This window comes from Algoriphagus boseongensis (assembly GCF_004362805.1).
Classification (GTDB): Bacteria; Bacteroidota; Bacteroidia; order Cytophagales; family Cyclobacteriaceae; genus Algoriphagus; species Algoriphagus boseongensis.
The window spans coordinates 174,215-187,981 of record NZ_SNYF01000007.1; the positions used below are offsets into that span (position 1 = coordinate 174,215).

14 protein-coding genes are annotated in these 13,767 nt (G+C 41.1%); 6 read left to right on the top strand and 8 right to left on the bottom strand.

Features of this window, described 5'->3' with window-relative positions:
• Positions 1-54 precede the first annotated feature (54 nt).
• The 3 genes from DFQ04_RS12245 to DFQ04_RS12255 all read right to left on the bottom strand — a co-directional run bounded on the left by DFQ04_RS12245 (position 55) and on the right by DFQ04_RS12255 (position 3,367).
• Positions 55-1,296, bottom strand: a complete 1,242-nt coding sequence (locus tag DFQ04_RS12245; protein ID WP_133556249.1) for a glutamate-5-semialdehyde dehydrogenase — start codon at positions 1,294-1,296, stop codon at positions 55-57.
• Positions 1,289-2,371 carry a glutamate 5-kinase gene (gene proB, locus DFQ04_RS12250; protein WP_133556251.1) on the bottom strand — a complete coding sequence of 361 codons (1,083 nt, stop codon included), beginning with the start codon at positions 2,369-2,371 and terminating at the stop codon, positions 1,289-1,291. Before proB ends, DFQ04_RS12245 begins: the two co-directional genes overlap by 8 nt.
• A gap of 138 nt (positions 2,372-2,509) precedes the next feature.
• Positions 2,510-3,367, bottom strand: a complete 858-nt coding sequence (locus tag DFQ04_RS12255) for a geranylgeranylglycerol-phosphate geranylgeranyltransferase (RefSeq protein WP_133556253.1) — start codon at positions 3,365-3,367, stop codon at positions 2,510-2,512.
• A gap of 151 nt (positions 3,368-3,518) precedes the next feature.
• Here DFQ04_RS12255 and DFQ04_RS12260 point away from each other — a divergent pair, with 151 nt between their 5' ends.
• Positions 3,519-4,889 carry a Gfo/Idh/MocA family oxidoreductase gene (locus DFQ04_RS12260; protein ID WP_133556255.1) on the top strand — a complete coding sequence of 457 codons (1,371 nt, stop codon included), beginning with the start codon at positions 3,519-3,521 and terminating at the stop codon, positions 4,887-4,889.
• A gap of 183 nt (positions 4,890-5,072) precedes the next feature.
• Here DFQ04_RS12260 and DFQ04_RS12265 read toward each other — a convergent pair whose 3' ends face one another.
• Genes DFQ04_RS12265 through DFQ04_RS12280 form a run of 4 tightly spaced genes read right to left on the bottom strand, consistent with a single transcriptional unit; the run spans position 5,073 to position 7,723 of the window.
• Positions 5,073-5,687 carry a DUF4230 domain-containing protein gene (locus tag DFQ04_RS12265; RefSeq protein ID WP_133556257.1) on the bottom strand — a complete coding sequence of 205 codons (615 nt, stop codon included), beginning with the start codon at positions 5,685-5,687 and terminating at the stop codon, positions 5,073-5,075.
• 44 nt (positions 5,688-5,731) lie between these two features.
• Entirely contained in the window at positions 5,732-6,682 is a 951-nt protein-coding gene (locus DFQ04_RS12270) for a carbon-nitrogen hydrolase family protein (RefSeq protein WP_133556259.1), read from the bottom strand.
• Between the two features lie 7 nt (positions 6,683-6,689).
• A complete protein-coding gene (locus DFQ04_RS12275; protein ID WP_133556261.1) occupies positions 6,690-7,121 on the bottom strand; it encodes a VOC family protein in 432 nt (143 codons plus the stop codon).
• A 20-nt stretch (positions 7,122-7,141) separates the two neighbouring features.
• Positions 7,142-7,723: a hypothetical protein gene (locus DFQ04_RS12280; protein ID WP_133556263.1), complete on the bottom strand. Its 582-nt coding sequence runs from the start codon at positions 7,721-7,723 to the stop codon at positions 7,142-7,144.
• Between the two features lie 155 nt (positions 7,724-7,878).
• Here DFQ04_RS12280 and DFQ04_RS12285 point away from each other — a divergent pair, with 155 nt between their 5' ends.
• From DFQ04_RS12285 to DFQ04_RS12305, 5 genes are all read left to right on the top strand, one after another.
• A complete protein-coding gene (locus DFQ04_RS12285) occupies positions 7,879-8,418 on the top strand; it encodes a hypothetical protein (protein ID WP_133556265.1) in 540 nt (179 codons plus the stop codon).
• A 12-nt stretch (positions 8,419-8,430) separates the two neighbouring features.
• On the top strand, positions 8,431-9,531 hold the full coding sequence (locus DFQ04_RS12290) for an endo-1,4-beta-xylanase (protein WP_133556267.1): 1,101 nt from the start codon (positions 8,431-8,433) through the stop codon (positions 9,529-9,531).
• Positions 9,532-9,820: 289 nt separating this feature from the next.
• Positions 9,821-10,393 carry a YceI family protein gene (locus DFQ04_RS12295; protein WP_133556269.1) on the top strand — a complete coding sequence of 191 codons (573 nt, stop codon included), beginning with the start codon at positions 9,821-9,823 and terminating at the stop codon, positions 10,391-10,393.
• A gap of 12 nt (positions 10,394-10,405) precedes the next feature.
• Positions 10,406-11,695 (top strand): hypothetical protein, encoded by a 1,290-nt coding sequence (locus DFQ04_RS12300; RefSeq protein ID WP_133556271.1) that lies wholly within the window; start codon positions 10,406-10,408, stop codon positions 11,693-11,695.
• Between the two features lie 10 nt (positions 11,696-11,705).
• Entirely contained in the window at positions 11,706-12,230 is a 525-nt protein-coding gene (locus DFQ04_RS12305) for a hypothetical protein (RefSeq protein WP_133556273.1), read from the top strand.
• Positions 12,231-12,315: 85 nt separating this feature from the next.
• On the opposite strand, the gene DFQ04_RS12310 is transcribed toward DFQ04_RS12305, so the two are convergent.
• On the bottom strand, positions 12,316-13,632 hold the full coding sequence (locus DFQ04_RS12310; RefSeq protein WP_133556276.1) for a polysaccharide deacetylase family protein: 1,317 nt from the start codon (positions 13,630-13,632) through the stop codon (positions 12,316-12,318).
• Between the last annotated feature and the right edge of the window lie 135 nt (positions 13,633-13,767).

A 13,767-nucleotide genomic window follows, 5' to 3' on the forward strand; every position in this document is an offset into this window, starting at 1 on the left:
ACCAAAACTATTGAAATCTTCAAAAAGAAAGTGTGAGTTTGGACACAAAAGGCCTCAAGCCCTAATCTGCCCATCTCCTTGAACAATCCATTTGTAGCTGGTCAATTCCCTAAGAGCCATAGGCCCACGGGCATGAAGCTTCTGGGTGCTGATGCCTATTTCGGCTCCTAAGCCAAATTGATTTCCATCAGTAAAAGCAGTAGAAGCATTCGCATAAACCGCTGCTGCATCCACTTCCAAAAGGAATTGACGAACATGTTCAGGATTTTCTGAAATGATTGCCTCTGAGTGTTTGGAAGAGTAGGTCGCAATATGCTCCAAGGCTTCTTCTAGATTTGATACGGTTTTGATGGCCATTTTCAAGCTCAAAAATTCAGTTCCAAAATGACTTTCTTCAGCTTTTTGGATTAAGGGATTGGAGGAAAGGGCATCGAAAGCTTTTTCATCTGCGAAGATCTGAACCCCACTTTGCAACAAGGGTGAGACTAATTCATCCAAATTCGAAAGCAACTTTTCGTGAATGATCAGGCAATCCAGAGAATTGCATACACTTGGACGGCGGGTTTTTGAATTATGGACGATCTGCTTGGCTTTAGTCAAATCAGCCGTTTCATCCACATAGGTATGGACAATTCCAGCACCTGTCTCGATCACGGGAACTTTTGAATTTTGTCTCACAAAATCAATCAGACCCTGAGATCCTCGGGGAATAATTACATCCACAAAACCAACTGCCTCGAGTAGGGCCTTGGTTGCCATCCGATCAGCGGGAAGCAGAACAAATGCTTCTGTGGGAATATTGTGTTTTTCTAAAACTCGGTGAATCAGACTTAGAATTGCACGATTTGAAAAATCTGCATCCGAACCGCCTTTAAGAATCAAGCCATTTCCTGACTTAAGAGCTAAAGTAAATACATCAAAAGTGACATTGGGTCTGGCCTCGTAAATGATCCCAATGACTCCAAGAGGAACAGTCGTCTTGGTCAGAAGCAGCCCATTCTCCAGAGTTTTTTCTTCTAAAATGATTCCTAAAGGGCTGGGGAGGGTTTTTACCTGTAGTATTTCTTTAGCGATTCCTTTTATTCTCGACTCATTTAGCAAAAGCCTATCATACATGGGATTGCCTTGATCCATTTTGGCTAGGTCTTTATGATTTTCTGCCAATAAGAAATCGACTTCTTGTACAGCTAAATCTGCTAAATCAGAAAGGACTTCATGGACAGTTTTGTCAGAAATCCCAGAAAGCTTCCGACTCGACTTTTTTACGGATTGAAATATGGAATCCAGCTCACTCATGATCAAAAAGGTATAGGTAATCGTAATGAATCAAGGCCTTTTGGTTTTTTTGACCCAAACGCTCTGCTGCTAGTTTGGAGGTGTATTCCGCCCTGCCCAAACCTATCTTTTCACCCTTTTCATCTCGGATTAAGAGGATATCACCCTTGGAAAATTCCCCTTCAATCTGGGTAATCCCAATCGGCAAAAGACTTCGGATAACGGAGGAAGTGAGGGAGTTTTTTGCCCCTTCATTGATGGTGATTTCTCCTTTGTAATATTGTGCTCCATGAGCCAACCATTTTTTGGTGGCTTGTTTGACTTTTTTGGGTTCAAACCAGGTGCATCGAAGTTTTTTGGAAGCGAAATCAGACAAAATCCCATCCTTTTTCCCATTTGCAATTATGACCTGAATACCCAAATCGGCTGATTTCTTGGCCATGGCATACTTGGTCAGCATGCCTCCCCTTCCAAAAGAAGATTTGGTTGCAGAAATATAGCTAGACACCTCAGGCATGGATGAGGCCACTTTTTCGATCAATTCTGAAGAAGGATCTGAAGGATTGCCGGTGAAAATCCCATCCACATTGGTGAGGAGCATCAAGGTATCCGCGTTGATCATCGCCGCGGTTAGACTGGCCAATTCATCATTGTCGGTGAACATCAGTTCCGTAATCGTTACGGTATCATTTTCATTGATGATGGGAAGGATTCCTTGCTGAAGCAAAGCTTCGACACAGTTTTTCATATTTAGAAAATGCTTTCGATCCCTGAAGTCCTCCTTGGTTACCAAAATTTGTGCAATAGGTTGATTCAGTTTTCCAAAGAAATCCTGATACTGATTGATCAGACGGATTTGACCCGTAGAAGCCCAAATCTGTTTTTTAAAAACCGGGTTAAGTTTTTCAGGCAAAGCTATACTTTGTCTCCCGAAAGCAACAGCACCGGAACTAACCAAGACAACTTTTTTCCCTGAGGAAATTAAGGCATGAATCTCCGTCACCAAATGCTTCATTCTATCCAAATCCGGCAAGCCATTGGCCTGGGTGAGGACATTTGAACCGATTTTAATGACCAAGACCTTTGCTTCACGCATTTTTTAGAAAATTTGCATGAAAGTAAGGCTTTAGCTAGGGAATTGCTAAATGAAGATCGTTTTTATTGATAAGATGGAAGTTGAAAATTTGTAAAGTAGGTGTAGTTTTTTTAGATCTCGTAAATCCAAAATCATAAATCAAAGAAATGCCATACTCATCGTTCCTGCCAGCATCAATAGTTTGGCCCAGGCGCTCAATTGGGTGAATTCTCTTTTTCGGTCGGCTTTATAGACTTTCCACATAAATCCGAAAAAAACCACACCCAAGATTCCGAAAAACGCAAATAAATTGGAATTGGAGAGTTGGAAAGTTACCGTTAGAATAGCCCCAACAAAGCAGATTGCGATCACAAAAATCACCTGTTTGGTCTTTCGAAATCCGATTACGATGGGCAAGGTTCTGCACCCATGTTTTCGATCGCCGGGACGATCCTCTATGTCCTTGATGATTTCCCGGATAAGGTTTAGGAAAAATGCAAAAATGGCATAAGTCAACACCAACAATTCATTTTTCTGGTAATAAAAAGCCACCAAATAAATGGAGAGTCCGGTCAGAAATGCCACGGCAAGATTGCCAATAAATGGCTCCCGTTTGAGTTGATTGCTATAGAGCCAAAGCAGAAAAGCGGCAAAGAAATTGACCATCGCAATTCTTGGAGAAACCAGCCAACCTAAACCAATGGCAGTGAAGTTGAACAGGGAATGAAGAAAGATTACCATTCTTCTTTTGATCCCCTTGCCGACCACGACTTCCTGAGGCCGATTGACATAGTCTATTTTGACATCGTAATAGTCATTGATCATGTATCCTGCCGCGGTGATCATTACCGTGGAGAGCACCAATAGATAAAGCCTAAAATCCTGAAGAACCGGCAGTCCGATATTGCTCGTTTCAATTAAAAAATAGGCAGCCATAAACTGGGCGAAGGCAACCATCAGCAGATTGATTGGTCTGCTAATTCGGAAAAGACTCCGAAACGAAAGGGTGCGGTCCATAGGTTAGGCTTGAGGTTTTAAAAATAATTGAAAAGTCTTTCAGAATAGTTGTTTTCCGTTCCTGTACTTAGGAAAATCGTTTCCGTAACTTTTGGTTTCGCTTTTTCTTCAATTGTTTAACTTGATTTCGATTACTATTAACCCAAATACCATGAAAAGTAAACAACTTCAATCCAGAAGAGACTTTATAGCCCTAACGGGAAGTGCATTAGCTGGTTCAATGTTTTTGCATCCAGTTGCAGAGGCACTTACTATTTTTAACCGACCTGGGGAGAAAATGAAATTGGCCTTGGTTGGAACAGGAGTTCGAGGTTTGGCTATGTGGGGTAGGGATGTGGTCAGAGCCTACAAAGATCAGATTGAATTTGTGGGATTGGCGGATAAAAATGAAGGACGTCTTGCCTATGGCAAAACCTATATGGGAGTCACTTGTCCTACTTTTTTGGATACAGATCAAATGCTTCGGGAAACCAAACCGGACGTTTTGATTGTGACCACCATGGACTCTACCCATCATGAGTTCATCATCAAAGGCCTTCAGGCTGGAATGAATGTGATTTCCGAAAAGCCTATGACCACCGATGAAAAAAAGATGCAGGCGATTTTGGATGCAGAGCAGAAATCGGGGAAAAAATTGATCGTAACCTTCAACTATCGCTATTCTCCCCATAGACAAAAATTGTATGAGCTACTTCGAAACGGGGAAATAGGAGATCTTACTTCTGTGGATTTTCATTGGTATCTCAACACCTCACACGGAGCGGATTATTTTCGAAGATGGCATGGACAGAGGGAATACAGCGGAACCCTTTTGGTGCACAAAGCAAGTCACCATTTTGACTTATTAAACTGGTGGATCGATTCCGATCCTGAGGAAGTTTATGCCTATGGAGACCTTGAGTTTTACGGGAAAAATGGCCCTTATCGTCATACCACTTGTAGAGGTTGTCCTCATGCTTCAAAGTGTGATTTCTTCTGGGATATCACCAAAAGCGAGCACCTGACCAAGCTCTATGTAGATGCAGAAAAGTACGACGGCTATCATCGAGATGGATGTGTTTTCCGTGAGGAAATTGACATTTACGACAAAATGGCCGTGCAGATCAAATACAAAAACAAAGTCCAAGTCAGCTATTCACTGACCACTTATTCGCCATACGAAGGCTATAGAATTGCCTTTAATGGTACAAAAGGAAGATTAGAGGCTTGGATTAAAGAGAGTCAACCTTGGCAAGAAAAAGCCGAAGATGAAATCCATCTGACCAAAAATTTTGGAGAGCGGGAAATCATTACTATTCCTCACGGAGGCGGCGGCCATGGTGGAGGAGATACCCGACTAAAAGACAAACTCTTCTTGGATCAAAATGCTTCCGATCCATGGAGACAATCCGCTGGAAGTCGAGATGGTGCCATGGCATGTTTGATTGGAATTGCAGCAAGAAATTCAATCGAGCAAAGTAAACCTGTGAGAATTCAGGATTTGACGGATATTCCTTTGGCGGCTTCGGGAAGAGGGGTTTGATTGGAAGTGGTTTGTGGGGACACAAACCACGGTGAAGGGAACACAAGCCACGGTGAAGGGGATATAAACCACGGTAAAGGAGACACAAACCGCAGCGAAGAAAAGTTGAAATGGCCGGGTTTAAGTGGTTTGAAATTGTGTGAGCCTATAAATCAGAAAAGCTGGGTTTAGATTGTTCTTCATCTATCTTCTGATCAGCTGCAGTTGCTCCTGATTCTCGATGATTTCTCCTTCGTACATCAGAGTCCATTCCATTGATTTGGTCAGGACAAAGAGATTGGTGAGTTCTACCATGAGGCGCTCTCTGGAGTTTTTCATTAGGTCAGATTGCTCGATTTGAGCCCTGATTTGAGTTGTGACGGAGTTTTTGATTTTATTGTAATCCTTTTCGTCAAAGGCATTGAAGTAATCCTGCGTCACATCATAGTACTCGATTTCGGGATAGATGTTGAGGACGGGTTCAGGGATTTTTTTCAGAATCAGTGTCCTCTCAGCTTCATTGATTTCTACTTCGAGCTGCCTGAGATCGTATTCTACAGTAGCCTTGGTATTGACTACTACCAAGGCTTTCTTGTCTGAGGAGAAAAGATTTAAAAATAGGCTTTGAGAGTTTTTGAAAGTGAAAACTTTAGAATAGTATCCTTCAGTGACAATAAGCTTTCCTACTTGGTTGACTTGTTTTTGGATAAGCTCAGAGCTTGCACGAAGTTCCTCCCGCTCTTGTTTCCCTTGGTAGAAAATCCAAAAACCGGCAAAAAGAATCACCGCTATAAGAAACCCGAAGCCAAATTTGTTCATAATGAAATAAAAGTGGTAAGTACTGAATAGTTCAATCCGTAAATTTACTCAAACCTAACGCTGCTTTGTCGGGACCGGTTTACTTTGAGCTCAAGTACATCAGGTCTTGAATAATGGCCTACTGGATCGAAGTTTTGTCTTTCTTCCAAGACTCGGTTAAAATCCAAAGTTTGGACAAATAAGCCCTCCTTCAAAACTACAGGCTCTAAAATCCATTTCCCATCCGGTCCGGCAATACAACTTCCTCCATCAGAAAGGACTTCTGGGCAATTTTCCAAGATAAAATCTAGATGGGGAGTGCTTTCTGGAAAGTCCGTTTTTCGCATCAAACTCGAAACAGAGATCACAAAGGACCTTCCTTCTTGAGCAATCATTCGGGTAATATTTTCTGTGTTTCGGATTGATCCTGGCCAAACGGCTACGTGGAGGTTCTCTCCCAATCCATACAATGCAGTTCTAGCTAATGGCATCCAGTTTTCCCAACAGTTCAATCCCCCAACTGTAAAGTCCTTGAGTGGATGAACCTGCAGTCCATTTCCATCTCCTGGAGACCAAGTCAATCGCTCGTCGTAGGTTGGCTGTAGCTTTCGGTGAACAGACTGAATTTCACCTTTTGGGTCAATGTAAACCAATGAGCAATAAAGGCTATGTCCACCGCGATCCACTGGTCGCTCAATGATGCCCAGGTAAATGGCCATTTTACTTTTTTTGGCCATATCCTGGATTTCTTTCAAATCATCCCTTTCAATCTGAACGGCGTTTCGGACATAGTGAGCATGGATTTCTTTTTGGATTTTATCATCCCAAGCGGAAGCGTTGGTGATTGAGGTCCACCAAGGATAACCAGGTACAAGTCCTTCTCCGAAGATGATCAATTCGCATCCTTGGTCAGCGGCTTCTTTGATTGAGTTTTTTACTTTGGAAAGGGTGGCTTCTTTATTTAGCCAAACTGGGGCGATTTGAGCTAAGGCTACTTTCAGTGATGAATTTGTCATAAATGATTTATTCTTCTCCGGATTTTAGGTCGTAATTAATCATCCAAGAGATTCCAAATTTATCCTCAAAACTACCAAAATATGCTCCCCAGAAAGTTTTTTGGTACTCCATTTCCACTTTTCCTCCGGCGGAAAGTCCCTTAAAATAGCGCTCACCTTCTTCTTTGCTAGGCGCATCAATGGAGATGTAGTTGTGATTTCCTTTGATCCAAACATGTCCCATAAAAGGGCTGGTGTCTGATGCCATGATTTTGACCGAGTCATTGATTCTAAGTGACGCGTGCATCACCCGTCCCTTTTCCTCCTCTGGAATATCCATTCCCGGGATTTCACCAAAAAGCCCGATCGGGCCTTCGAATTCTCCGCCTAATATGGATTGGTAAAAGCGCATAGCTTCTTCGGCTTGGCCATCAAAATTGAGATAAGGAAAGATTTTCATTGTGCTGATTTTGGAGATGATTAATGGGTTTGAGTAAAGTGTTGATCTGTTTTAAAGGATAAAATTCCGGTAAGCAAGCCAAGACCGGCCATGACAAATGCTGCGACCAAGTTTTGGTAGGAAACCCAAATAGAAGCCAAGCACAGCCCTAATCCGCTCAACCAAACCAAATGACCGATCCAGGTTTTGGAAGATTGAATACTTTTTGGGAAATCTGTTGATTCATTCAGGATGGGTTTGAAGTAATTTCGGTATTGCCAGAGGACAAAAATATTCATGGCTAAAAGACCTGTCAGGACATAAGGGGTTCCTCTCCAGTTTTGGGAAATGGTCACCATCAAAATGTTTAGGATCATAGGAATCAACATGATTCCCCCAAGTAATTTATAGCGGGTCGTAATCAGCATAAATCCAATGATGATTTGGCAAATCGCAATGAACTGGGCAAAAAGACCCAGGTCAAACTCCACCAGCCTTTCCACCAACCAAGGGGGACCAATCCATTGGATGAAATTGTGTCCATTGTAGAGTTTGACCATTCCGGCTCCCCAAAAGGTAAAGCCTAGGAAGGCCGATGTGCCTTGAATAAAAAATTTCTTCATTATATGCTGGGTTTGGGAAGGTAAGTTAAGAAATACCTATGCAAATGGATTAATGCTTTCGATTTAGAAATGTTACATGCAAGTTGAATTTTGAGGGCAAGAATTTAAATTCTAGCCTTTCTTTCTATTTTAGGTAAGTAAAAATTATTAAAACTATGTCAGCAAGTGAATTAGGAGTTGGAAGCCGAATTGGCCATCCTAAGTTTGGGTCCGGAGTGATTGTTTCTGTGGATTCCACCTATTATAAAATCTATTTTTCAAACACCGAGGAGGTAAAAACTCTGGCAAGAGATTACGAAGGATTTACCATTGAAGAAGCAAAAGTGCCCGATTTTCCCATGCTGACCATGAAAGATGTGGAAAGAGCCATTCGAGAGGCATTAATGGCCACTTCAGAGCGAGCACCTTTAATTCCCTTGGGAGGAAAGTGGATGGGGGGGACTTTGGTTATTGAACCTTCAGACAAAAGCTTGCAATCCAAGGAAATTCCTTTGGAGACTTTCTTTCATAAAATCGTAATGGTTCGGGAAAAGCTTAGGGTTTTAGAGCAAAATATCAATAATCATCCCAAGCTAGACGACGAAGACCGGGTGGGATTGCAGCAATACATTACCCGTTGTTATGGTTCCTTGACCACGTTCAATATTCTTTTTGCCTATAAGGAAGATCAATTTAAGGGAAGCGGTAAAGACTAAGCCCAGACAAAAATGAAAAAGTCCCTACTGCTTCTACCCCTATTCCTTCTCCTAGTTTCTTTTGATTCTTCTCAAAAAGAGGGACTTTATAAGCTATTCGAATCGGATTTTAAACTTGGGGCAGCCGTCAATTTAGCTCAAGTGACGGGTAAAGAGGCGGGAGCGGATTCCTTGCTGAATTTGCATTTCAACTCCATTACTTCAGAAAATGGACTGAAATGGGGACCAATTCATCCTCGACCCAATGAATATAATTTTGAATTTGGAGATGCTTTTGTGGCTTTTGGGGAGCGTATGAATGCTTTTGTCATCGGTCATACCTTGGTCTGGCATCAACAAACCCCGGAGTGGGTTTTTAAAGATGAAAAGGGGAATTTTCTTAGCCGAGAAGATCTAACTCAAAGAATGGAGGATCATATCGCCAAGGTTGTGGGAAGATACAAAGGGAAAATTGACAGTTGGGATGTGGTAAATGAGGCTTTTGAGGATGATGGAACTTGGAGAAAAACCAATTGGTACACTTTGATAGGGGAAGATTTTATCCAAAAAGCCTTTAAGAAGGCTAATGAGGTAGATCCAGGAGCTGAACTCTATTACAATGATTACAATGTTTGGAAACCTGAGAAAAGAAAGGCCATTCTGAAAATGGCAATTCAGTTAAGAGAAAAGGGGGTACGAATAGATGGGATTGGAATGCAGGGACATTATCGTTTGAATTCGCCAAGTTTAGAACAAATCGAGCAAGCGATTTTAGATATCCATAAGGCTGGATTTAAGGTGAGCATTACTGAGCTTGATATAGATATGCTTCCCCGACCTTCAGATTCCGAAGGGGCTGATCTGAATATCAATTTTGCAGAATCCGAAGAATGGAATCCATATAAAGTCGGCTTGCCTAAAGAATTGGAAGTTCAACTGGTGGAGCGCTACGTTTCCCTTTTTAAGCTTTTTCAAAAACACGGCGACAAAATTGACCGGGTTACTTTTTGGGGACTACATGATGGCAGAACTTGGTTAAATAATTGGCCTGTGCGAGGGAGAACTAATTACCCTCTGCTTTTTGATCGGGAGAAAAAGTTAAAAGAAGGATTTTTGGAAGCAATCCAGAAATAAAAACACCATTTTCAATAGCCTTTAACTCCAAAAAAGTGGGCTTCTGTGTCAAAAAGCACTGAAAATGTTGATTTATTTCCCTAAATCTCATTTTTAAAAATATAATATTGAAAAATTCTAATGAATGTAATTTATATTCTGAAAATGGTCAATTATTCGGTATTTACCATATAAAATTCCAAAAAGTCATTTCTTCATCTGCGATCAATCATCCACTTTACTGATTTTCGTCAGGTAATTCTTTTCAACAAAGGCTGAATTTAGCTTCATCAAAACGTCCAACTGAACGATGAAACTAGCAGCCAAATTCCTCATTCCAGTAAGTGCATTTTTAGTTCTTTGCACTACTGAAGTTTTCTCCCAGATAAAATACACCTTGTCCTCAGCTCCGACTTTCAAAGTGGAAGGGGGATCCACCTTGCACGATTGGCATATGGAGTCCTCTACCGCCAAAGGTGAGGGACTATTTATTGTCGAAGCAGGACAATTTAAAGGGGCTCAAAATTTAAGCCTTAGCATCCCGGCCGAAACTTTAAAAAGCGGAACCAAGGGACTGGATTCAAATGCATACAAGGCTTTGAATACCGATAAAAACAAAGAAATAAAATTCAATCTGAAAGAATTGACCGGCTCTGGGAGCTCATTCACAGCGAAAGGTGATTTGACCATTGCTGGAGTTACCAAGGCAGTAAGCTTCCCAGTCAAATTAAGTACTGCGGCTGGGAAATTCACTTTCGAAGGTAGTCTAGATACTAAGCTGACATTCTTTTCCATCACACCTCCAACTGCCTTAATGGGTACAGTAAAAACGGAGGATGATGTAAAACTTTCCTTTAAAACTTCATTCCAACCTAATCTTTAATCCAAAAAAATTATGAAAAAGTTTATTACCGCTGCGCTATTGGTTGCTGGATGCGCCACAGCAGCATTCTCCCAAGGATTACAAAGAGACGTTCAATACTGGAGATCTTATGATCAAAGAGGTATCAATGTCTTTGAAACTAGTAAAGTTGACTCAGTTCCTTTTGAAGGAATCAAGGTTCGTATCGGGGGCCATTTTACCCAACAATTTCAGAGTTTAAGCCATGAAAACACTGCCACTCCAGTTTTAAACCCAGGTGGAGTAAATCTAAACCAGTTAATAGATATTGGATTTGGATCTAATTTGGCAACAGCCAACTTAAATATCGACGTGGAATTATTGGATGGGGTAAGATTAAACCTGATCACTTACCTATCTTCTCGTCACCACCAAGAAACTTGGGTGAAAGGAGGATATTTACAAATAGATAAACTTTCTTTTTTTAATAATCCGGAATGGTTTTCAAAATATTTGACCTTGAGATTAGGTCACATGGAAATCAACTATGGTGATGCTCACTTCAGAAGAACAGACAACGGTAATGCCATGTACAACCCATTCGTAGGAAACTATATCATGGATGCATTTACCACTGAGGTTGGTGGTGACCTTACCTTCCAAAGTAAAGGCTTTTTGGTTGTGGCTGGTTTGACAGGTGGTGAAATTCAGGGCGGTGTTACCAATCCGGACAAGAGAAAAGCTAGCATTATCGGTAAAGTTGGTTATGACAAGCAAATCAGTGAGGAGTTTAGACTAAGAGTCACAGGGTCTATTTACACCACTTCCGGTTCTGCTAGAAACACCCTGTATGGTGGAGATAGAACAGGATCTAGATACTATTTGGTGATGGAAAACACCTTGGCTTCTACCTCTGCAAACTTTACCTCAGGTAGATTTAATCCAGGTCTTACTGATAACGTAACTGCGATGGTTTTCAACCCATTCATTAAAATCAAAGGTTTAGAATTGTTCGGGAACTTTGAAACTGCAAAAGGTAAAGCAGGAAATGAAACAGAAGATCGTAAATGGAGTCAAGTTGGTGGGGATTTAGTATACCGATTTGCAAGAAATGAGAAGCTTTATGTGGCGGGAAGATTCAACAAAGTAAATGGACCTCTTGCTGGTAGCGGATTGGAAGTTTCCATAGATAGAGTTCAGATTGGTGGTGGATGGTTTATCTCTAAAAACATCCTAGCCAAACTGGAATATGTGAATCAGAACTACAAAGGCTTTGCTGCCAATGACATTAAAAATGGCGGTAAATTCAATGGTTTAATGATTGAAGGTGTAATCGGTTTCTAAAACCAAAGCCATGCATATCCTAATTCTTTGGATCAGTTTGATTTTCTCTCCTGGATTCCAGGAGAGAAATCAATTGATAATCACCAAACAAAAAGTACTTGTCCAAGGATATACTTCCTTAGGCAAATTCAATTGTGATTTTGAGATTTTAGGAAAAGTAGATACGCTTAATTTTAATTCTCGAGGAACACAAAAAATAATGGAATTTCAAATTCCTGTAAAAAATTTCTCCTGTGGAAATTTTCTTATTACCAGTGATTTCCGGTCTACACTCAAAGCCGATGAATACCCTTACGCGAAGGTGGTAGTCAAAAATTTCAGGGAAAAGTCTGGGAAGATTTTCTGCCATTTAAGTGTGAATTTAGTCGGTAAAAGGTTGGAGTTTCCTGATCTGATGCTTGAAAAAGTACCAGATGGATTGAGTGGCAAATTGATCCTTAACTTTCAAATGCTTGAATTGACTCCACCAAATAAGTTTGGGGGATTGGTATCAGTCGAAGACCAACTAGATCTGGAAGTGGTACTGGGGATTTGATCCCAAAGTAAAAAGCCCTGAAAATTCATTCAGGGCTTTTTCATTTTTATAGGCTTGGTCTTTACAATCTACTGGAAATTCAATCTCATTCTTTGACCAACTTGGCAGTTTCCGATCCAGGGATCAATTCATAGAGAACATAAACCCCTTTTTCATCCTCCTGAGTGGTAAGTGATCTCGTGTTTCCAGATGCATTCAGTGAAACAGAAGTCCAATCTTTAGGTACATAGGTTTTTAAAGTAAGAGGTTCAGAATAAATCTGGGGATCCAAATTGGAGCTAAGCTTAATAAGGATTTCATCTCCCGTAAACTCAGTTTCAACCTTAGTTGCTTTCCGCTCTCTGAGATATTTTGTGATGTTTCTAAATGGAGCTATCCAAAGATTAGACTCATTTGATTTCATGTAGGAAAAGTATTCGACCAACTCCGGTCTTGCCTTAGGTTCCCAGCCTAAATTTTCTACCCCATGAAAAACCAAGACAAGCCATGTATTGTCGTGAGTCATCACTGTATCGACCCATGCTTTCATTTGGTCTACGCCTATCCGCGTAATTGGCCCTCTTTGCCACTGAACGTATTCTTTGGAAGATTGTCCGGGAGTCATTTGGCTTCCTCGATTGATTTCCTCCAGCCAGTCTTCAGGCATTCTATTTCTAAGGGAAGGATAAATTTTATGTGCATACTCCATCACCCGCTCATTTTCGGTTCCATAAGGTCCTTCTGCACTGAAAATGGATTCTTGTCCGATAAATTTTTCCAAATCCGCTTTGCTTTGCTCCAGCTCGTAAAGCATGTTTACTTCATCCAAAACTGCCAATCTAGGATGGGTAACGGTATGGGAAGCGATTTCATGCCCCTGTGCTGAATAGGATTTATACTGTTCCCAGGAAGTCGTATCCTCTCGGTTGTTATGAAATACCACTGCGTCTGTATTTTTCATTTTTCCCGTTCTGATTTTTAGATATCCCTCATCTAAAAGGGTATATGCCTCTTCAATTTTCCCCTGCTCAAAAAGAGACCCGACTCTGGCGTGGTAGTCTTCGGCCTCAGTGGTGCCTGTAAAGGCTATTAAGGAAGCCCGCTCAAAGAAGTTCGAGGAATCAGTTTTGATCCGTGAAGTTTCTTCAATAATCTCCTTAGGATTTCTACCTATAAATTTTCCTTTGCCTGATCCTTCTACTTTTCCAGTGATGATGTAGAAAGTGGCCTTAAGATCCAAGCTGTCCAATATCGGTTTGGCAATCGTCAATTGGTTGACGATCCCGTCATCAAAGGTGATGGAGATGGCACCGGTTTTATTCCCTTGCCATTTGGTGATTTCTGTTTTTCCAACTTGTGGATCAGGAGTTGAACAGGAAAGGAGGAGGGCTCCAAGTCCAAGTAAGTATAGGTAAGATTTCATGGGGTGAATGTTTCCAGCAATTTTTTAAAAAATCCATGACTTCCCAAACCATTGATATAAAGGTGGAAGTATGTCCAATTTTGGCATCTTTTTTTAATGCGCTCACAGATGACTTTCAACAAAAAAAGCATTGGG